The following is a 20042-nucleotide window of genomic DNA, read 5'->3' on the forward strand; positions in this document are numbered from 1 at the left end:
GGCCCGATCCTTCAGGAAAGGATTCCATGCCACTGCGCGAGCTTCTGCTCAAATGACAGCATCGCATTCGCCGGGCTCGACGAAGGCAGCACGAGCGTGTCGTACCCCGCCGCGCCGATCACCTCCGCAAACCGCCCCGCCGTCTTGCCGTTGAAACACACGCGCTTGAGCAACGGCGCATGCTCGCGCAACGACGCGAAATCATTCGGCTTCGCATGCCGGATCGCCGAATCGAGGCTGCCCTCGCGATGGCACGCGGCCAATACATCCCAGATCCCGATCCCGTGCGACAGCACACGCTCGAGCCGCGCGTCGTACGCGAACTCGTGCAGCCCGTGCTCGCCGAGCACCGTGCCGAGCAGCCGCCAGAACTGGTTGCGCGGATGAGCGTAATACTGCGCGGCATCGAGCGACGCCTCGCCCGGAAAACTGCCGAGGATCATCGTGTGCGTATTCGCCGCGACGACCGGCGGAAACCCGCGCAACATCACGCGCCTCCGCCCGGGCCGCCTGAGCGCGGCCCGTCGCCGTGCGCATCGAGATGGCGCCACAGCGCCGGCAGCATGCACTCGGTGACCATCAACGGCTTGCCGTGACGCTGGAACACCGAGCGCCGCGCGGCGAACGAATGCGGCGCACGCGCGCCGCCAAGTGCATGACTCGCCAACGCATACAGCGGATGGCCGGCGATCACGCGCCGGCTGACGAGCGCCGAACGCTCGACCTGCGGGTCGCTGTACAGCAGCTCCGCCAGCGGCCGCGTGCGCAGCCGTCGCATCGCCTGCCACACGCCCTTGCTGGCCGCGAGCGGCGCGATGCTGTGCGCGGCGACGAACGGCTCGCCGTCGACCGACAGGATCACCTCGCGCACCCACATCGGTGCGCGCGGCGCACTGGCGAGCGCGTCCGGCTCGTCGAACCACGGGCAGTCGACGGCCTCGCGCGTCACGCGCACGGCCACGCGGCCGAGCCGCGCGAGGTGCGCGGTCAGCGATCCGCCGCGCGTCAGCCAGTCACGCTGGTCGAGCGTGCAGCCAGGCCGCGGCGTCTCGCGCCAGCCGGCCTGACCGCCGTCGAATCGCATGCGTGCGTTCACGCGGCACGCGACAGCAGCAGCGCGTTGGTCCGCTTCACGAAGCTTGCCGGATCGTCGAGCATGCCGCCTTCGGCCAGCAGCGCCTGGTCGAACAGCAGATGGCACCAGTCGCCGAAATCGGCGCTTTCGGCGTTCAACTGCTTCACGAGCGCGTGCTCCGGGTTGATCTCGAGGATCGGCTGCATCGCCGGCGCGTTCTGACCGGCCGCCTTCAGCATGCGCTGCAGGTAGCCGCTCATGTCGTTGTCGTCCGCGACGAGGCACGACGGCGAATCGGTCAGGCGGAACGTGACGCGCACTTCCTTCACCTTGTCGCCGAGCGCTTCCTTCATCTTCTCGACCACCGGCTTGATCGCCTCGCCCGCCTGCTCCTGCGCCTTCTTCTCCTCGTCGTTCAACTCGCCGAGATCGAGGTCGCCGCGCGCCACGCTCGCGAGCGGCTTGCCGTCGAATTCGTGCAGGAACGACAGCATCCATTCGTCGACGCGGTCGGTCAGCAGCAGCACCTCGACGCCCTTCTTGCGGAACACTTCCAGATGCGGGCTGTTCTTCGCGGCCTGCCACGTATCGGCGGTCACGTAGTAGATCTTGCTCTGCTCGGGCTTCATGCGCGACACGTAGTCGGCGAGCGACACGTCCTGCGCGTCGGTGTCGCCGTGCGTCGACGCGAAGCGCAGCAGCTTCGCGATGCGCTCGCGGTTCGCGTGATCCTCGCCGAGGCCTTCCTTCAGCACCTGGCCGAACGCGCCCCAGAACGTCTTGTACTTCTCCTTGCCGGCATCCTCTTCCGCATTCGCGAGCTCTTCGAGCATCGACAGCGCACGCTTCGTCACGCCTTCGCGGATCGCCTTCACGTCGCGGCTTTCCTGCAGGATTTCACGCGACACGTTCAGCGGCAGGTCGGCCGAATCGACGACACCCTTCACGAAACGCAGGTATTGCGGCAGCAGCTGCTCGGCGTCGTCCATGATGAACACGCGCTTCACGTACAGCTTCAGGCCGCCGCGATAGTCGCGGTTCCACAGGTCGAACGGCGCGTGCGACGGCACGAACAGCAGTTGCGTGTATTCGCTGCGGCCCTCGACGCGGTTATGCGTCCACGTGAGCGGATCCTGGTGGTCGTGCGCGATGTGCTGGTAGAACTGCGTGTACTGCTCGTCGGTGACGTCGCTCTTCGACCGCGTCCACAGCGCGCTCGCCTGGTTGACGGTCTCGTCCTCGTCCTTCAGGACCATCTCGCCCTTTTCCTGATCCCATTCTTCCTTCTGCATCAGGATCGGCAGCGCGATGTGGTCGGAATACTTCTGGATGATCGACTTCAGGCGGTGCGACGACAGCAGGTCGTCCTCGCCTTCGCGCAGGTGCAGCGTGATCGTCGTGCCGCGCTGCGCGCGCTCGATCGCGTCGATCGTGAAATCGCCCTCGCCCGCGCTTTCCCAGCGCACGGCTTCGCTCGCCGGCAGGCCCGCGCGACGCGTCTCGACGGTGATCTTGTCGGCGACGATGAAGCCCGAGTAGAAACCGACGCCGAACTGGCCGATCAGCGCCGCATCCTTCTGCTGGTCGCCGGACAGCTTCGTGAAGAACTCCTTGGTGCCCGAGCGCGCGATCGTGCCGAGGTTCGCGATCGCTTCGTCGCGGCTCATGCCGATGCCGTTGTCGTCGATCGTGATCGTGCGCGCGGCCTTGTCGTAGCCGATGCGGATGCGCAGGTTCGGATCGTTCTCGTACAGCGCGTTGTCCGCGAGCCCTTCGAAACGCAGCTTGTCGGCCGCGTCGGACGCGTTCGACACCAGTTCGCGCAGGAAGATTTCCTTGTTGCTGTAGAGCGAATGGATCATCAGGTGGAGGAGTTGCTTGACCTCTGCCTGAAAGCTCATCGTTTCATGTGCCATGGATGCTGTTTCCTCTTACTTGAACTTGAATGGTGTGGCGCAGGCGCCCCGCCCGCGATGCCGGCCGGCCCGTGAAAGGCGACCGCCCGGCGCTAGCGGTTTGCGCGCGTATCTGGAGGCGGCACGCCCGATTTCAAGGGCGGGCGTGCCGCGCCGCGTCACGATGCGCGGCGCACGGCCGAATCGATATAGCGCGACAGCAGCGCCGGCAGCGCGGGATCGCCGCAGTTCGCGACGTTGAAGCGCATCCACGTGGACGGCGATTGCTGCGGCGAGAACAGGCTGCCCGGCGTCAGCAAAAAGCCGGCCTCGTGCGCGACCGCCGCGAGCGCATCCGAATCGACACCCGTGTCGGCCCACAGGAACATCCCGGCCGCCGGCATCGTGAAAAGGCCGAGCCCCGTGCGCTCGAGCATCCGCGCGGTCTTGTCGCGCACGCCGTCGAGCCGCGCGCGCAGCCGCTCGACGTGGCGCCGGTAATGCCCTTCGGTCAGGATCTTGTACAGCACGCGCTCGTTGAGCTCGGGCGTCGTCATCCCGACCAGCATCTTCTGGTCGGTGACCGCCTTCGCGATCTCGGGCGCGCACGCAACGTAGCCGACCCGCAGGTTCGCCGCGAGCGTCTTCGAATAGCTGCCGAGGTAGATCACGCGCTTCAACTGGTCGAGGCTCGCGAGGCGCGTGGCCGGGTAGCTCGGCGGGCACAGGTCGCCGTACACGTCGTCCTCGACGACGAGGAAGTCGTATGCCTCCGCGAGCTTCAGGATCCGGAACGCCTGCGCGGCCGACAGCGACGTGCCGGTCGGGTTCTGCAGCACCGAATTGATCACGAGCATCTTCGGCCGCCACATCTGCACGAGCGTTTCGAGCGCGTCGAGATCGGGGCCGTCCGGCGTGTACGGCATCCCGACGAGTTGCGCGCCCTGCGCCGCGAAGCGCCCGAACATCTGGAACCAGGCCGGATCGCCGACGATCACCGCATCGCCGGGCTTCACGTAGATCCGCGCGATCAGGTCGATTGCCTGCGTGATCCCCGACACCAGCACGATCTGTTCGGGCTTCGCGCCGATCTCCACTTCGGCGAGGCGCGTCTGCAGTTGCTGGCGCAGCGGCAGGAAGCCCTGCGCGGTGCCGAAGCCGAGCATCTGCGCGCCGGACTGGCGCCCGAGCGCGCGCAGCGCGCCGGTGATCAGTTCCCCGTCGAGCCAGCGGCCCGGCAGGTAGCCGAGACCGGGCCCCTTTTCCGGGCTGACGGTATGCAGCATGTTGCGCAGCAGCCAGACGACGTCGATCGTGTTGTGCACCGGCGCGGCCTCGGCCACGCGTGCGACGCCGTCGGCCGGCTGCGGGCCGGCGCCCGTGCGCTCGCGCACGTAGAAGCCCGAGCCGCGCCGCGAGTCGAGGTAACCCTGGGCGACGAGGCGCTCGTACGCCTCGACGACGGTGAAACGCGACACGCTCTTGTCGAGCGCGAGCTTGCGGATCGACGGCATCCGCATGCCGGGCCGGAACACGCGCTCGTCGATGCGCCGTCGCGCCCACTGGACAAGCTGGTCGACGAGCGTGAGCGTGGCCGTGTCGTGCGGCACGGGAATCTGGGCGAGGGGGACGGTGGACATGGGCGGCAGCTCCAACTGTACCGAAGGCTATCGCGCCGATTGTACCGTTACTGTGCCGGTAGCGACGATTACAGTTGACCGGAATGGCAGCCGTGCGGCCACCGTTCCGGCTCCGCCGCACCTGACACCGCGCCCACCGGCCCGTCTCGCGGCCGGGACGCCGGCCGGTCCGGCCACCGCCCGGCGCATCGCCTGCCCACCATGACACTTTCGCTTCCCGACCGACGTTCATGCCAGCCCGCTCCCTGACACTCGACCACCTCGTGATCGCCGCGCGCACGCTCGACGAAGGCATCCGCCACGTCGCCGACGCGCTCGGCATCGAACCTGCCGGCGGCGGCCGCCACCCGCTGATGCGGACCCACAATGCGCTGTTCGGTGCGTGGGGCGGGCTCTACCTCGAAGTGATCGCGATCGATCGCGATGCGCCTGCACCGAACACCGGCGCCGAACCGCCCCGCTCGCGGCTGTTCGGGCTCGACGATCCGGCCATGCACGCGCGGCTTGCGCAAGGCCCGTTTCTCGCGCACTGGGTTGCGCGGGTCGACCGTCCGCGCCAGCTCGCGCTGTGGCAGAGCCAGTACCCGGCGCGCATCCCGCCGGTCGTCGCGATGCGGCGCGGTGACCTGAGCTGGGGCCTCACCGTGCCCGACGACGGCGCGTTCCCCACGTGGCAAGGCGCGGGCGACGGCCTCCTGCCGTCGCTGATCCAGTGGGACAGCGCGTACCACCCGGCCGAATCGCTGCCGGGCGACGGCGTCGCGCTGAAGGCGCTCAAGGCCACCCACCCGCGCGCGGACGCGCTCCGCGAGCAGCTCGACTGGCTCGGCGCCGGCCACCTGCTCGACCTCGAAGCCACCGACGGCCCGCCCGCGCTGATCGCCGAATTCGACACGCCGCAGGGTGCGCGCACGCTGCGCTGAGCGCCACGCCGCACCCGACTACATCTAATACCGGCAACACGGAGACACCCATTTCATGAATTCGCGCGAAACCCGGGGCATGCTGCTCGGCCTCATCGGCGTGATGATCTTCAGCCTGACGCTGCCGATGACGCGGATCGTCGTCTCCGAACTCCATCCGCTGCTCAACGGGCTCGGCCGCGCGCTCGCCGCCGCGGTGCCGGCCGGCCTGCTGCTGTGGTGGCGCCGCGAGCCGCTGCCGACCCGCGCGCAGCTGAAAAGCCTCGCGATCACGTCGCTCGGCGTGATCATCGCGTACCCGGTGTTCTCCGCATGGGCGATGAAAACGGTACCGGCGTCGCACGGCGCGGTGGTCAACGGGCTGCAGCCGCTGTTCGTCGCGCTATATGCGGCCTGGCTGTCGCACGAGCGGCCGTCGAAGGCGTTCTGGGCCAGCGCGGTGGCCGGCAGCGCGCTCGTGATCGCGTTCGCGCTGCGCGACGGCGGCGGCACCGTGCAGGCCGGCGACGCGCTGATGCTCGTCGCGGTCGGCATCGGCGCGCTCGGTTATGCGGAAGGCGCGCGGCTCGCGCGCCAGATCGGCGGCTGGCAGGTGATCTGCTGGGCGCTCGTCGTGTCCGCGCCGTTCCTCGTGCTGCCGGTCGGCTGGCTCGCATGGACGCAGCATGCCGTGCATCCGGGCCCGCTCGCGCTGCGCACCTGGCTCGCGTTCGGCTACGTGACCCTCTTTTCGCAATTCATCGGCTTTTTCGCGTGGTACGCGGGGCTCGCGATGGGCGGCATCGCGCGCGTCGGCCAGGTGCAACTGCTGCAGATTTTCTTCACGATTGCTTTTTCCGCGCTGCTGTTCGGCGAAACGGTGACGCCGTCGACGTGGCTGTTCGCGGCCGCGGTGATCGCCACCGTGGTGCTCGGGCGCCGCTCGGCGGTCGCCACCGCCGCGCAACCGGCTCGCGCCGGCTGAACAGCTGCGCCATAATGGACGTTTTGCCTGATCGGTTTTGCCCACCCGGCCGCGAAGGCTCGATCGCGCTCGTGCCCGCCCACCCGGCGGCGTCGACGCGATTTGCCCGAACGACCTTTCTTGACTGACCACGATATCCGAACGAGGAGACTATGAATCCGAGCGACCTGCATCCGCCGCACTGGCAGCTTTCCGAACGCGCACGCAAGCTGACGAGCTCTGCCATCCGCGAAATCCTGAAGGTCACGGAACGCCCCGAGGTCATCTCGTTCGCCGGCGGCCTGCCCGCCCCTGCCACGTTCCCGGCCGAGCGCATGCGCGCCGCCGCCGACCGCGTACTGCGCGACGCGCCGGCCGCCGCGCTCCAGTACAGCGCGACCGAAGGCTACCTGCCGCTGCGCGAATGGATCGCCGAGCGCTACAGCGTGCGCGTGTCGCAGGTGCTGATCACGACCGGCTCGCAGCAGGCGCTCGACCTGCTCGGCAAGGCGCTCGTCGATCCGGGCAGCCCGATCCTCGTCGAAACCCCGACCTACCTCGGCGCGCTGCAGTCGTTCTCGCTGTACGAGCCGCGCTACGTCCAGGTGCCGACCGACGAGCAGGGCCTGCTGCCGGACGGCCTCACGCCCGAACTCACGCAAGGCGCGCGCCTCTTGTACGCGCAGCCGAACTTCCAGAACCCGACCGGCCGCCGCCTGCCCGTCGAGCGCCGCCGCGCGCTTGCCGCGTTCGCGCAGTCGAGCCCGTTCCCGGTGCTGGAAGACGATCCGTACGGCGCGCTGAACTACCGCGGCGAGCCGCTGCCGACGATGCTGTCGATGGCGCCCGATCACATCGTGCACCTCGGCACGTTCTCGAAGGTGCTCGCGCCGGGCCTGCGGATCGGCTACATCATTGCCCCCGAGGAACTCCACTTCAAGCTCGTGCAGGCCAAGCAGGCCACCGACCTGCACACGCCGACGCTCACGCAGCGCATCGCGCACGAAGTGATCAAGGATGGCTTCCTCGACGAGCACATCCCGACGATCCGCGAGCTGTACAGCGCGCAGTGCGACGCGATGCTCGGCGCGCTCGAGCGCCACATGCCGGAAGGCGTCACGTGGAACCGCCCGGAAGGCGGGATGTTCATCTGGGTGAACCTGCCCGCGCAGATCGACAGCATGAAGCTGCTCGCCACGGCCGTCGACAACCACGTCGCGTTCGTGCCGGGCGCGCCGTTCTTCGCGGACAACGCACAGCAGAACACGCTGCGCCTGTCGTTCGTGACGGTGCCGCCCGAGAAGATCGAGGAAGGCGTCGCGCGCCTCGGCAAGCTGCTGCGCGAGCGTCTCTGATCCCCTTTTTCCTGTCACGACTCTCTACGAGGAATCGAATCCATGGCTAACGTCTACGACAAGCTGAAGTCGCTCGGCATCGAGCTCCCGACCGCCGGCGCACCGGCCGCCGCCTACGTGATGAGCGCGCAAACCGGCAACACGGTGTTCCTGTCGGGCCACATCGCAAAGAAGGACGGCAAGGTCTGGGCCGGCAAGCTCGGCGCGGATCTGCAGACGGAAGACGGCAAGGCCGCCGCCCGCTCGATCGCGATCGACCTGCTCGCGACGCTGCACGCGCACACCGGCGACCTGAACAAGGTCACGCGCATCGTCAAGCTGATGAGCCTCGTCAACTCGACGCTCGACTTCACCGAACAGCACGTCGTGACGAACGGCGCGTCGGAACTGATCGCTGAAGTGTTCGGCGACGCCGGCAAGCACGCGCGCTCGGCATTCGGCGTCGCTCAGATCCCGCTCGGCGCGTGCGTCGAGATCGAGCTGATCGCCGAAGTTGCGTAACGAACGCAGCACGATGCCCGGCCGTCTCGTCCGTTTCAAGCAGGTCGACGTGTTCACGTCGGTGCCGTTCAAGGGCAACGCGCTCGCCGTGGTGTTCGACGCCGATTCGCTCGGCGACGACGACATGCTCGCGATCGCCCGCTGGACGAACCTGTCGGAAACGACGTTCCTCTGCACGCCGACCGATCCGGAAGCCGACTACCGCGTCCGGATCTTCACGACGGAGGGCGAACTGCCGTTCGCCGGTCACCCGACGCTGGGCACCGCGCATGCGTTCCTGGAAAGCGGCGCGCGGCCGCGCACGCCGGGCCGGCTGATCCAGCAGTGCGGGGTCGGCCGGGTCGCGCTGCGCGAGCAGGCCGACGGCTGGGCGTTCGCCGCGCCGCCGGCACGCGTCACGCCGCTCGACCGCTCGGACTACGCGGCGCTGGCTGCCGCGTTGCGCAGCGACGCGCTCGACCTGGATGCCGAGCCGTGCGCGGTCGACAACGGCGCGCCATGGCTGGTCGTGCGACTGAAGTCGGCCGATGCCTGCATCGGCCTGACGCCCGATCCGGCCGCGCTGGCGGCGCTCACGCGCCGCTACGGCACGGACGGCGTCGCCGTCTATGCGCCGCACGCGCAAGGCGGCCCCGCGACGCTCGAAATCCGCTGCCTGATGACGGGCGGCAATTTCGGCTTCGGCGAGGATCCCGTCACCGGCAGCGCGAACGCCGCGCTCGCCGGGCTGCTGACGCGGCAGGAACGCCGCCCCGGCCAGTCGTATACGGCCCGCCAGGGTACGGCGATCGGCCGCGACGGCCGCATCTTCGTCAGCTATGACGAAGACGGCACCACCTGGATCGGCGGCCATGTCGTCACCGTCGTCGACGGCACCTTCCTGTCACCCGCCTGACATTTCGCGATGTGCGATGGCGCCGGCCTGCCCGGCGCCCCCTACGATTCGCCCAACTATCGCAAAAACGTTCCAACCAGTAATATCGGGCCTAATCCGTTGTTTCGGAGGTCTGTCCATGGTTGCGTGTCCCGCGAACGAACAGACGTCGGGACGACCCCAGCCAATAATCAGCCATCCGGACGGATGGCGCACGCGAGCAGGACGCCACCCGCTTCGATGAGCTCCGCCCGGTCCAACCACACGCCGCCGACCCGGCCGCTACGCGCGCCGCGCAAATCGCGCCGGCGTGCGCTATTTGCGATCCCGCTGCTCGGGATGCTGGCGCTCGCGCTACTGTGGGCCGTGATCATCGCGCGTCTGTCGGTGGAAAAGGACAGCGCGTACAAGGAAGCGGCCGCTTCCGCGGCAATCCTGTCCTCCGCGCTCGAACAGCATACGGTCAAGGCGATCCACCAGGTCGACCAGATCACCCGCTTCGTCAAGTTCGAATTCGAGAAGTCGCCCGCCCGCTTCAACCTCGCCAGCGCCGTCGAGAAAGGCGTCGTGCCAAGCGACACGCTGATCCAGGTGTCGCTCGTCAACGCGAAGGGCATCCTGTTCGCGAACACGGCCGAGCTGCATCCGCAGCCGATCAACCTGTCCGATCGCGAGCACTTCAAGGTCCACCTCGCGCACAACGACGACCGCCTGTTCATCAGCAAGCCCGTACTCGGCCGCGTGTCGAGCCACTGGACGCTGCAGATGACACGGCGCCTGAACAACCCGGACGGCAGCTTCGCGGGCATCGTCGTCGTGTCGGAAGACCCGAGCTACTTCACCAACGACTTCTACAACAACGCGGCGATCGGCAAGGAAGGCGTGATCGCGGTGGTGTCGGATACCGGCGCGGTGCTCGCGCGGCGCACGGGCTCGGTCAGCAACGCGCCGGGCGCGTTTTCCGCGTCGGGTGTTTACCCGATCGCCGAGCGCGTGACGGGCACGATCATCGACCCGATCGACGGCGTGACGCGCATCGTGTCGTACCGCCACCTCGACGGCTACCCGCTCGCGGTGATGGTCGGGCTGTCGCAAACCGAGGAATTCGCGGATTACTACCACACGCGCAACGTCTACCTGCTGATGACGAGCTTCATCACGCTCGCGATGCTCGCGTTCTTCGGCGTCGCGACGGGCCTGATCGGCAAGCTGCTCGGCCGCGAGCGCGAAATGACGCAGCTCGCCGAATACGACCTGCTCACCGGCCTCGCGAACCGCTATGCGACGCTGCGCGGGTTGCGCAACGACGTGTCGATGCCGGCGAGCCTGTCGCGGCTCGGGCTGCTGTTCATCGATCTCGACAACTTCAAGACCGTCAACGACACGCTCGGCCACAACGCCGGCGACATCGTGCTGCAGATGACCGCGTCGCGCCTGTCCGATGCGGTCGGCGACGAAGGCTCGCTCGCGCGCATCGGCGGTGACGAATTCGTCGTGGTGATGAAGGGCGACGACGTCGAGCGGCGCGCGGTGCGGCTCGCGGAAGCGATCATCCGGATGTTCGGCGAACCGTTCGACGTGCGCGGCAGCTCGTTCGTGCTGCATGCGAGCATCGGCATCGCGCTGCACACGGTGGCGAACGAGAGCGAGATCGACCTGCTGAAGAAGGCCGACCTCGCGATGTACAGCGCGAAGGATGCCGGCAAGAACTGCTACCAGTTCTATGCGCCGCACCTGTCGCACCGCGCCGACCACCTGATGCGCTGGGAGCAGCAACTGCGCGTCGCGCTCGCCGAGGGGCAGCTGTTCCTCGCGTACCAGCCGAAGATCGACCTCACGCACCGCCACATCACCGGCTTCGAGGCGCTCGCGCGCTGGGATCATCCGGAACACGGCGTCATCTCCGCGAACGAATTCATTTCGATCGCCGAATCGACCGGCCTGATCGTGCCGATCGGCGACTTCGTGATCCGCACCGCGTGCGAGCAGATCGCGCGCTGGCGCGACGAAGGACACGACACGCTGACGCTCGCGGTCAACATCTCGCCCGTGCAGTTCTGGCGCGGCGACCTGATCGAGACGATCTCGCAGGCGCTGCAGGAAACCGGCATCGACGCGAACCGGCTCGAGATCGAGATCACCGAGACCGCGATGATGGAATATCCGGAACTCGTGTCCGAGAAGATCGTCGCGCTGAAAAAGCTCGGCATCCGCATCGCGCTCGACGATTTCGGCACCGGCTATTCGTCGCTGTCGTACCTGCACCGCTTCTCCGTCGACACGCTGAAGGTCGACCGCTCGTTCGTGCAGGCGATCCCGAACGATCGCAGCGTGTGCGTGATGGTGTCGTCGATCGTGCATCTTGCGCGCTCGCTCGGCCTGACCGTCGTCGTCGAAGGCACGGAAACCGAGGAGCAGATCACGTGGCTCGCCGCGCTCGGCGAAATCGAGGCGCAAGGCTTCCTGTTCTCGCGACCGGTGCCGGCCGACGCGATTCCCGCGCTGATCGCACGCTTCGGCGTGCGCGGCGACGCGCCGAACGTGATCGCGCATCGCGCGACCGGCAGCACCGGCGCGTAAGCGCACCGTGGCGCGCGTTGCGCGCGCCGTCACTGTTTCGTTTTCCGATTCAATTGTTTAGTTCGTGAACTAGCGTTTTCGCGCATGGCAGTGTCACGATGCGCGGCGGACAATTGGGAGGGCCAACGTGTCGGCGGGCCGCCGGCATGGCCGCACGCGAGAGATCGGGCCCCGCGCTCACACCACCAACATGACTACCGTCGAAATCGAAGCGACCGCTGATGTCGAACAGGCGCAGGCGTCCCTGTGGGACCTGTTCAAGGTCGTCGCCAGCATTTCGGCGGTTTCGTGGGGCGGGCTGTCGATGATGGCGCAGCTCGAACGCCACTACGTGGAGCGGCTGAAGCGCATCGAGCCCAACGTATTCGGCGACCTCGTCGCGCTGGCCTGGCTGGTGCCGGGCCCCGTCGGCTGCAACGTGGCGGTGCAGGTCGGCCAGATCCTGCACGGCCGCATCGGCGCGTGGATCGCCGGCATCGCGAGCGTACTGCCGTTCTCCATCCTGATGACGCTGTTCGCGATCTTCTATCGCACGCCGCTCGTGCGCTCGCTTGCCGCGCCGATGCTGATCAATCACTTCGGGATGGTGCTCGCCGCGCTGATCGGCGTCACGTGGGTCAAGCAGTTGCGCTCGCTCGCACGCACACGGCGCGAGCAGCTGATCGCCGCGCTGTCGACGATTCTGCTCGGTTTCGCACATAATCCGGCCGCCTTCGTCGGGATTCTCTTCGCCGCCTTCGCGGCCGGCTGGCTCACGGGGCCGCCGCAACGCGACGCGGTCGATTTCACGTTGTCGACCCGCGACCGCAACCTGCTCGTGCTGCTCGGCGTACTCGTCACGCTGTTCGCGGTGCCGCTGCCCGGCGATTACCAGGCGACGCTGCTGTGGCCGCGTCTCGCCGGCGCCGGCATGACGCTGTTCGGCGGCGGCTTTTCCGCGCTGCCCGTGCTCAAGACGCTGTTCGTCACGCCCGCAACGGGCATCTCCGATCACGACTTCACGCTGGCGTTCGCGCTGTCCCCTGTCGCGCCGGGGCCGCTGCTGAACGTCGTCCCGTTTCTCGGCTACCTGACCGACGGCTGGGTCGGCGCGCTGCTCGCGACGGCCGCGCTGTTCATCCCGTCGGGATGCCTCGTCGTGTTTGCGCAGAACCACCTGTCCCGGCTCAAGCGCCATTCGCGCTTCGAGCACGGGATGCGGCTGCTGCGGGCGGCGACCACGGGTTTTCTCGTCGTCGCCGTCGTGAGGATCCTGTACCGCGAACCCGTCGACCCCATTTACTGGCTGACGGGCGCCTTCGCGACGCTGTGCTTCGCGCGCTTCAAGCTGCCCGTCTATGCCGTGTACGGCACGGTCGCGGTGGCTTGCGGCGTGTGGCTGCTGGCCGCCGCGCGCTGACGGGCGGCGCCCCCCGCCCCGCCGGGTTCTACCGGCATTCGCCCGTCCAGGCCGTCCTCAACCTGCCTGCACCGCGACCCGGCGTGCCATCCAGCGGGCGCGCAGCGCGTCGTAGGCAAGGTTGAAGCAGAACGTGTAAGGCAGGAAGAACAGCACGATGCCGAGGTCGAGCAGCAGCGCCTCGACGAGGCTCACGTTCAGCCACCACGCGGCGACCGGCACCACCATCGCGACGAGACCGAGCTCGAACGTGACCGCATGCGCGATCCGCATGCCGAGCGTGCGGGTCAGCCCCGCGCGACGCTCGAAGCGGTCGAACAGCGTATTGAACGCCATGTTCCACGCCATCGCGATCAGCGACACCATCACCGTCAGCATGCCGACGTGCGACACCGGCATGTCGAGCAGCCACGCGCCGATCGGCGCGCACAGCGCGATCGCGACCAGTTCGAACGTCAGTGCATGCAGCAGCCGTTCCGTCACCGTTTTGTTGACCTGTTTCATGATTCCCTCCGATTCGTCTACTTCGTTCATGGCCGCCATTTTGATCGGTGTAACCGTATGAATCCAGTTTGATATCATCGGTTTTACCGATATATCGTCACCAGGAGCGCCGCATGCGCCATGCCCCCGAAGCCCTGCTCGCCTTCGCCGAAGCCGCGCTGCTCGGCTCGTTCACGGCCGCCGCGCGCAAGCTCGGCAAGCGCCAGTCGACCGTGTCGGAGGCGATCGCGAACCTCGAGATCGATCTCGGCGTGCAGTTGTTCGACCGCTCGACGCGCGCGCCGACGCTGACCGATGCAGGGCGTGCGCTGCTGCCGCAGGTGCAGCGCGCACTCGAAGCCGGCGCGGCGATCGACCGGACGGCCGCGCGGCTCGCGCGTGGCGAGGAAGCGCGGCTGACGCTCGTCGTGTCCGATACGTACCAGTCGAAGCGCTACGAGGAAACGTTGATGGCGCTCGAACGGCGCTTCCCGACGCTCGAGCTCGAATGCCAGATCGCCGAGCACGAGGACGTGCTCGACCTGATCCAGCAGGGGCGCGCGCAGCTCGGGCTGATGGCCGCGCGCGCGGCCTACCCGGCCGATATCGGCGCGGCGACGATCGCCGAGGAGTCGGAAATCGGGCTGTTCGTCGGCCGCACGCACGCGCTCGCCGAATACGGCGACGCCGACGTGCCGCACGCCGCGCTGCGCGACGTGCGCGAACTGCGCCTCAATACCTATGTGAAAACGGAAGGCCGCGGCGCCGACGACCGGATCGTCGTCGGCACGCAGCACTGGCTGGCGCCGAGCTACCTGATGCTGCTGGAGATGGCCGTGCTGGGGTTCGGCTGGGCCGAACTGCCGCGCTGGATGGTCGACCACTTCGCACGCGATCGCCTGTGCGAACTGCGTGCGCGCGGCTGGCCGCGCCGTGTGCGGGTCGATGCGGTCTGGTCGCGCAACCGGCCGCTCGGCCCGGCCGGCTCATGGCTGCTCGATGCGATGCTGGCCGCGTAGCGGCGCTTGCCGGCGCACCCGCGGCTGCGCGCGGGCCGGCCGGCTGCGGTCAATCAGAAACCGCGCGACAACACCGCCGCGCCGATCGTGACGACGCCGAGCACGAGGTTCACGAGGACGAGCAGGCGCACCGTATTCACCGCGCGCGCGCCGTCCGGCCACTTCTGCGCCTGAACCGCACGGCGGATGCGCGGGAACAGCGCGAACCGGATATGTCCGAAGATCAGCATCATCACGACGCCGAGCCCGGCCATCGCGTGCAGCGACCACGTCGCGTGCGCACCGCCGAATTCCACCAGCAGGAAGCCGCCGGTCAGCAGGATCACGATCACGGAACCCGAGACCCAGTTGAAGAAGCGGCCGAACACGCCTTCGATCAGCGGCAACCGCAGCTGCGGCGACAGGTCGGACAGCGCCGGACGCAGGCAGAAGTTGGCGAAGACCATCCCGCCCACCCACACGGCGACGGCCAGCAGATGAAGAAACAGCGCGACGGAGACAGCATGGGACATGACGGCAATCCTGTGAGGAGTGGGGTGCGGCGAACGGCCGCGTCGCACGCGGCATCGAGCGACGTTCGACCGGATTGTCGCCGAGCGGTTCAGACCCCAGGCGCGATTTCACATTATTTTGCAAGTTCCGCGTGACAGCGCCACGCTTGCTTACCCGCATCCCCGACCCAAAAGAAAAGGCCGCACGTCCGCCGAAGCGGAGGTGCGGCCCTCGATCGCGGCCGAACCGGGCGATCGAACGTGCGCAGTGTCAGCCGAGCAGCGGACGCAGTTCGCTGACGACCTTGAGCTTCGTGTCGGGCGCGCGGCCCTTGCGGGCGCGCTTGCCGACGTGCGGCGCCAGCCCCGCATACGACAGCGTTTCGTCCATCACCTTGCCGCCGCGGCCGGTGCCGATCAACACGACGCCGGCCGGATCGATCGCGAGCGCCTGCACGAGCGTTTCCTTGTCGTCGAGCGCCATCAGGATCACGCCGCGACCGCCGCCGGACAGCGTCTTCATCTCGTCCATCCCGAACACGAGCAGGCGGCCGCCGCTCGACAGGCACGCGACCTGCGTCGCGTTCGGCAGCACCGGCATCGGGGCGAGCGGCACCGCGCCCGCATCGATCGTCATGAACGCCTTGCCGGCCTTCACGCGGCTCACCATGTCGCCGACCTTCGCGAGGAAGCCGAAGCCGTTGCTCGACGCGAGCAGCAGTTGCTGGTCGGCCGGCGCCGCGAAGTAATGCATCAGGTGCGAGCCCGACTCGAGCTCGATCAGCGACGTGACGGGCACGCCGTCGCCGCGCCCGCCCGGCAGGATCGACACGTCGACCGAGTACACGCGGCCGCTGCTGCCCCACGCAATCAGACGATCCGGCGTGCGGCACTGGAACGCCGCGTACAGGCTGTCGCCGGCCTTGAACGAGAAGCTGGCCGGGTCGAGCCCGTGGCCCTTCAGCGCACGCACCCAGCCCTTCTGCGACACGACCACCGTGACCGGCTCGTCGACCACCTTCGCCTCGAACGTCGCGCGCTTTTCCTGCTGGATCAGCGTGCGGCGATCGTCGCCGTACTGCTTCGCGTCGGCCTCGATCTCCTTGATCATCAGCCGCTTCATCGCGCTTTCGTTCGCGAGCAGTTCCTCGAGCTTCGCCTTCTCGTCGCGCAGCGCTTCGAGTTCCTTCTCGATCTTGATCTTCTCGAGCCGCGCGAGCTGGCGCAGCCGGATTTCGAGAATATCTTCCGCCTGCCGTTCGCTCAGGCCGAACGCGGTCATCAGCGCGGCCTTCGGCTCGTCCGACTCGCGGATGATGCGGATCACCTCGTCGATGTTCAGGAAGACGATCATCCGCCCTTCGAGGATGTGGATGCGGTCGTCGACCTTCGCGAGACGATGGCGGCATCGGCGCGTCATCGTCAGCTGGCGGAACTTCACCCATTCGTCGAGGATCGTCAGCAGGCCCTTCTGGCCCGGCCGGCCGTCGGCGCCGATCATCACGAGGTTCAGCGTCGCGTTCGACTCGAGGCTCGTGTACGCGAGCAGCGTGTTCACGAATTCCGTCTGGTCGATCGTGCGCGACTTCGGCTCGAACACGAGCCGCACGGCCGCTTCCTTGCCCGACTCGTCGCGCACCGCGTCGAGCAGGTCGAGCATCGCCTTCTTCGTGTTGAGCTGCTCGGGCGTCAGCGTCTTCTTGCCGAGCTTGAGCTTCGGGTTCGTCAGCTCCTCGATTTCCTCGAGCACCTTCTGGCCCGACGTGCTCGGCGGCAGCTCGGTCACGACGAGTTGCCACTGGCCGCGCGCGAGATCCTCGATCTTCCAGCGCGCGCGCACCTTCAGGCTGCCGCGGCCGGTTTCATAGGCCGCCGCGATTTCGGTGTCGCTCGAGATGATCTGCCCGCCGCCCGGGAAATCCGGCCCCGGAATCAGGTTCATCAGCTCCGCGTGCGACAGCTTCGGATTGCGGATCAGCGCGACCGCCGCTGCCGCGACTTCACGCAGGTTGTGCGACGGGATCTCGGTCGCGAGACCGACCGCGATGCCCGACGCGCCGTTCAGCAGCACGAACGGCATGCGGCTCGGCAGCGTCTTCGGCTCCTCGAACGAGCCGTCGTAGTTCGGCATGAAGTCGACCGTGCCCTGGTCGATTTCGTCGAGCAGCAGCTTCGCGATCGGCGTGAGGCGGGCTTCGGTGTATCGCATCGCCGCCGCGCCGTCGCCGTCGCGCGAGCCGAAGTTGCCCTGCCCGTCGATCAGCGGGTAGCGCAGCGAGAAATCCTGCGCGAGACGCACCAGTGCGTCGTATGCCGACTGGTCGCCGTGCGGGTGGTATTTACCGAGCACGTCGCCGACCACGCGCGCCGACTTCACCGGCTTCGCGTCAGGGCCGAGGCCCATTTCGTTCATCGCGTAGAGAATCCGGCGCTGCACCGGCTTCTGGCCGTCGCAGACGTCAGGCAGCGCGCGGCTCTTCACGACGCTGACCGCGTAGCTGAGATACGCCTGCTCCGCGTAGTTGCCGAGCGTCAGCGCTTCGGCGTCCGGTGCATCGGAGCTGGCGAAGAGATCGGAAGTGTTGTCGTCCATCTGAATTCCGTATTCGTAAGTGGCGTAAGGCCGGGCCGGGCGTCTTGCCCGGCCGCGCAGGTGTTCGGCTTAGATGTCGGCTTCGACGTCGTTGCCCTTTTCCTCGAGCCAGCCGCGTCGCGCGGCTGCCTCGCCCTTGCCCATCAGCATCGTCATGCGTGCGACGGTCGCCTCGTAGTCGAGCTCGCCGAGCTTCACCGGCATCAGGCGGCGCGTGTCGGGGTTCATCGTCGTATCCCACAGCTGCTCGGCGCTCATTTCGCCGAGCCCCTTGAAGCGGCTGATGCCCCATTGCGTCTCGCGCACGCCGTCCTTGCGCAGCTTGTCGAGGATCGCCTCGAGTTCGCCTTCGTCGAGCGCATAAAGCTTCTGTGCGGCCTTCTTGCCGCGCGCGGGCGCGTCGACGCGGAACAGCGGCGGGCGCGCGACGCACACATGGCCGCGCTCGATCAGTTGCGGGAAATGCTTGAAGAACAGCGTGAGCAGCAGCACCTGGATGTGCGAGCCGTCGACGTCCGCGTCCGACAGGATGCAGATCTTGCCGTAGCGCAGGTTCGACAGGTCGACGCTTTCATCCGGGCTGTGCGGATCGACGCCGATCGCGACCGAGATGTCGTGCACCTCGTTGTTCGCGAACAGGCGGTCGCGCTCGGTTTCCCACGTGTTCAGCACCTTGCCGCGCAGCGGCAGGATCGCCTGGTATTCCTTGTCGCGGCCCATCTTCGCGGAGCCGCCTGCCGAGTCGCCCTCGACCAGGAACAGCTCGTTGCGCGCGATATCTTCCGTCTCGCAATCGGTCAGCTTGCCGGGCAGCACCGCGACACCCGAGCTCTTGCGCTTCTCGACCTTCTGGCCCGCGCGCGTACGCGCCTGCGCCTGCTTGATCACGAGTTCGGCGAGCTTCTTGCCGTGCTCGACGTGCTGGTTCAGCCACAGCTCGAGCGCCGGGCGCGAGAACGACGACACGAGCTTCACCGCGTCGCGGCTGTTCAGGCGCTCCTTGATCTGCCCCTGGAACTGCGGATCGAGCACCTTCGCGGACAGCACGAACGACACGCGCGCGAACACGTCTTCCGCGAGCAGCTTCACGCCCTTCGGCTGCAGGTTGTGCAGTTCGACGAAGCTTTTCACCGCCTGGTAGAGACCGTCGCGCAGGCCGGATTCGTGCGTGCCGCCGGCCGGCGTCGGGATCAGGTTCACGTACGACTCGCGCACGAGCGAGCCTTCCTCGCTCCATGCGACGACCCACGACGCGCCCTCGCCTTCGGCGAAGGTGTCGTCGCCCGAACGCGAATCGGCAAAGCGCTCGCCTTCGAACAGCGGGATCAGCAGCTCGCTGCCGTTCATTTCGTCGAGCAGGTAGCCGCGCAGGCCGTCTTCATACTTCCACGTCTGGCGCTCGCCCGACTTCTCGTTGACGAGCACGACCTCGACGCCCGGCAACAGCACGGCCTTCGAGCGCAGCAAGCGCTGCAGCTCGCCGAGCGGCAGGTTCGGCGAATCGAAATACTTCGGATTCGGCCACACCTGCACGCGCGTGCCGGATTTCTTCTCGCCGCGGCCCGCGCCCTGCGTCGTGAGCGGTTTGACGACATCGCCTTCGGCGAAGCCGAGTTCCGCGATCTTGCCGTCGCGCCAGACCGTCACGTCGAGGCGCGTGGCCAGCGCGTTCGTCACCGACACGCCGACGCCGTGCAGGCCGCCCGAGAACGTGTAGGCGCCGCCCGCGGCCTTGTCGAACTTGCCGCCCGCGTGCAGACGCGTGAATACGATCTCGACGACCGGCACGCCCTCTTCCGGGTGCATGCCGAACGGGATGCCGCGTCCGTCGTCCTCGACCGAGACCGACTGGTCGGCGTGCAGCGTGACCGTGATCTGCTTGCCGTAGCCGCCGAGCGCCTCGTCGGACGCGTTGTCGATGACTTCCTGGATGATGTGCAGCGGATTTTCGGTACGGGTGTACATGCCGGGCCGCTGCTTGACCGGCTCGAGACCCTTGAGCACCTTGATCGATGCTTCGCTATAGGCCGCGCTGGGTTTCTTCGTTGACATAGGCGCTGAATTTCGTCATTCATCGGGACGTTGTCCACACCTGGTGTGGATAACGTCGTGGACAAAACGTTGAGTTCCGTAAAAAAGCGAATCGAAACAACGGTGTGCTTGGACTGCTCCGAAAGCGGGCGCGCGGCGTGCGCTGCGCTGCCCGGGACGCGCGGTATTTTACTGGTTCCGCGTGGCACGCCAATCGCGGAATCGTGCGCAGCGGCCGCC

The 20042-nt window shown here is 67.6% G+C and carries 16 protein-coding genes; 8 read left to right on the forward strand and 8 right to left on the reverse strand.

Features of this window, described 5'->3' with window-relative positions; translation table 11 throughout:
• Nucleotides 1-11: 11 nt before the first annotated feature.
• The 4 genes from CFB47_RS13695 to CFB47_RS13710 all read right to left on the reverse strand — a co-directional run bounded on the left by CFB47_RS13695 (nt 12) and on the right by CFB47_RS13710 (nt 4610).
• A complete protein-coding gene (locus CFB47_RS13695) occupies nt 12-488 on the reverse strand; it encodes a DNA-deoxyinosine glycosylase (RefSeq protein WP_089461464.1) in 477 nt (158 codons plus the stop codon).
• Nucleotides 488-1084 carry a chorismate lyase gene (locus tag CFB47_RS13700; protein WP_089461465.1) on the reverse strand — a complete coding sequence of 199 codons (597 nt, stop codon included), beginning with the start codon at nt 1082-1084 and terminating at the stop codon, nt 488-490. The genes CFB47_RS13695 and CFB47_RS13700 overlap by 1 nt, the downstream gene beginning before the upstream one ends.
• 8 nt (nt 1085-1092) lie before the next feature.
• Nucleotides 1093-2991: a molecular chaperone HtpG gene (gene htpG / locus CFB47_RS13705; protein ID WP_089461466.1), complete on the reverse strand. Its 1899-nt coding sequence runs from the start codon at nt 2989-2991 to the stop codon at nt 1093-1095.
• A 158-nt stretch (nt 2992-3149) separates the two neighbouring features.
• Nucleotides 3150-4610: a PLP-dependent aminotransferase family protein gene (locus CFB47_RS13710; RefSeq protein ID WP_089440728.1), complete on the reverse strand. Its 1461-nt coding sequence runs from the start codon at nt 4608-4610 to the stop codon at nt 3150-3152.
• 230 nt (nt 4611-4840) lie between these two features.
• Between CFB47_RS13710 and CFB47_RS13715 the strand changes: the two genes are divergently transcribed.
• The 7 genes from CFB47_RS13715 (at nt 4841) to CFB47_RS13750 (ending at nt 13185) form a co-directional block, all read left to right on the forward strand.
• Complete coding sequence (locus CFB47_RS13715) at nt 4841-5533, forward strand: VOC family protein (RefSeq protein WP_089461467.1); 693 nt, start codon at nt 4841-4843, stop codon at nt 5531-5533.
• A 55-nt stretch (nt 5534-5588) separates the two neighbouring features.
• Nucleotides 5589-6497 carry a DMT family transporter gene (locus CFB47_RS13720; RefSeq protein ID WP_089440730.1) on the forward strand — a complete coding sequence of 303 codons (909 nt, stop codon included), beginning with the start codon at nt 5589-5591 and terminating at the stop codon, nt 6495-6497.
• Nucleotides 6498-6649: 152 nt separating this feature from the next.
• On the forward strand, nt 6650-7831 hold the full coding sequence (locus tag CFB47_RS13725; RefSeq protein ID WP_047852437.1) for a PLP-dependent aminotransferase family protein: 1182 nt from the start codon (nt 6650-6652) through the stop codon (nt 7829-7831).
• A 42-nt stretch (nt 7832-7873) separates the two neighbouring features.
• A complete protein-coding gene (locus tag CFB47_RS13730) occupies nt 7874-8332 on the forward strand; it encodes a RidA family protein (RefSeq protein WP_011352811.1) in 459 nt (152 codons plus the stop codon).
• A gap of 13 nt (nt 8333-8345) precedes the next feature.
• Nucleotides 8346-9227 (forward strand): PhzF family phenazine biosynthesis protein, encoded by an 882-nt coding sequence (locus CFB47_RS13735; protein ID WP_089461810.1) that lies wholly within the window; start codon nt 8346-8348, stop codon nt 9225-9227.
• A 219-nt stretch (nt 9228-9446) separates the two neighbouring features.
• Nucleotides 9447-11786: an EAL domain-containing protein gene (locus CFB47_RS13745; protein ID WP_089440733.1), complete on the forward strand. Its 2340-nt coding sequence runs from the start codon at nt 9447-9449 to the stop codon at nt 11784-11786.
• Between the two features lie 190 nt (nt 11787-11976).
• Nucleotides 11977-13185, forward strand: a complete 1209-nt coding sequence (locus CFB47_RS13750; RefSeq protein ID WP_089456693.1) for a chromate transporter — start codon at nt 11977-11979, stop codon at nt 13183-13185.
• 57 nt (nt 13186-13242) lie between these two features.
• Here CFB47_RS13750 and CFB47_RS13755 read toward each other — a convergent pair whose 3' ends face one another.
• Nucleotides 13243-13689 carry a multidrug/biocide efflux PACE transporter gene (locus CFB47_RS13755; RefSeq protein ID WP_089461811.1) on the reverse strand — a complete coding sequence of 149 codons (447 nt, stop codon included), beginning with the start codon at nt 13687-13689 and terminating at the stop codon, nt 13243-13245.
• Nucleotides 13690-13802: 113 nt separating this feature from the next.
• Here CFB47_RS13755 and CFB47_RS13760 point away from each other — a divergent pair, with 113 nt between their 5' ends.
• Nucleotides 13803-14687 (forward strand): LysR family transcriptional regulator, encoded by an 885-nt coding sequence (locus tag CFB47_RS13760; protein WP_089461468.1) that lies wholly within the window; start codon nt 13803-13805, stop codon nt 14685-14687.
• A 53-nt stretch (nt 14688-14740) separates the two neighbouring features.
• Here CFB47_RS13760 and CFB47_RS13765 read toward each other — a convergent pair whose 3' ends face one another.
• The 3 genes from CFB47_RS13765 to parE form a co-directional block, all read right to left on the reverse strand.
• Entirely contained in the window at nt 14741-15199 is a 459-nt protein-coding gene (locus CFB47_RS13765; RefSeq protein ID WP_039370342.1) for a CopD family protein, read from the reverse strand.
• 250 nt (nt 15200-15449) lie between these two features.
• The gene (parC, locus tag CFB47_RS13770; RefSeq protein WP_089456695.1) at nt 15450-17771 is read right to left on the reverse strand and encodes a DNA topoisomerase IV subunit A; all 2322 of its coding nucleotides are present in this window, start codon (nt 17769-17771) and stop codon (nt 15450-15452) included.
• Nucleotides 17772-17840: 69 nt separating this feature from the next.
• A complete protein-coding gene (gene parE / locus CFB47_RS13775; protein ID WP_089461469.1) occupies nt 17841-19823 on the reverse strand; it encodes a DNA topoisomerase IV subunit B in 1983 nt (660 codons plus the stop codon).
• Nucleotides 19824-20042 lie beyond the last annotated feature (219 nt).

Source organism: Burkholderia sp. AU27893 (assembly GCF_002223205.1).
In the GTDB taxonomy this organism is placed as follows: Bacteria; Pseudomonadota; Gammaproteobacteria; order Burkholderiales; family Burkholderiaceae; genus Burkholderia.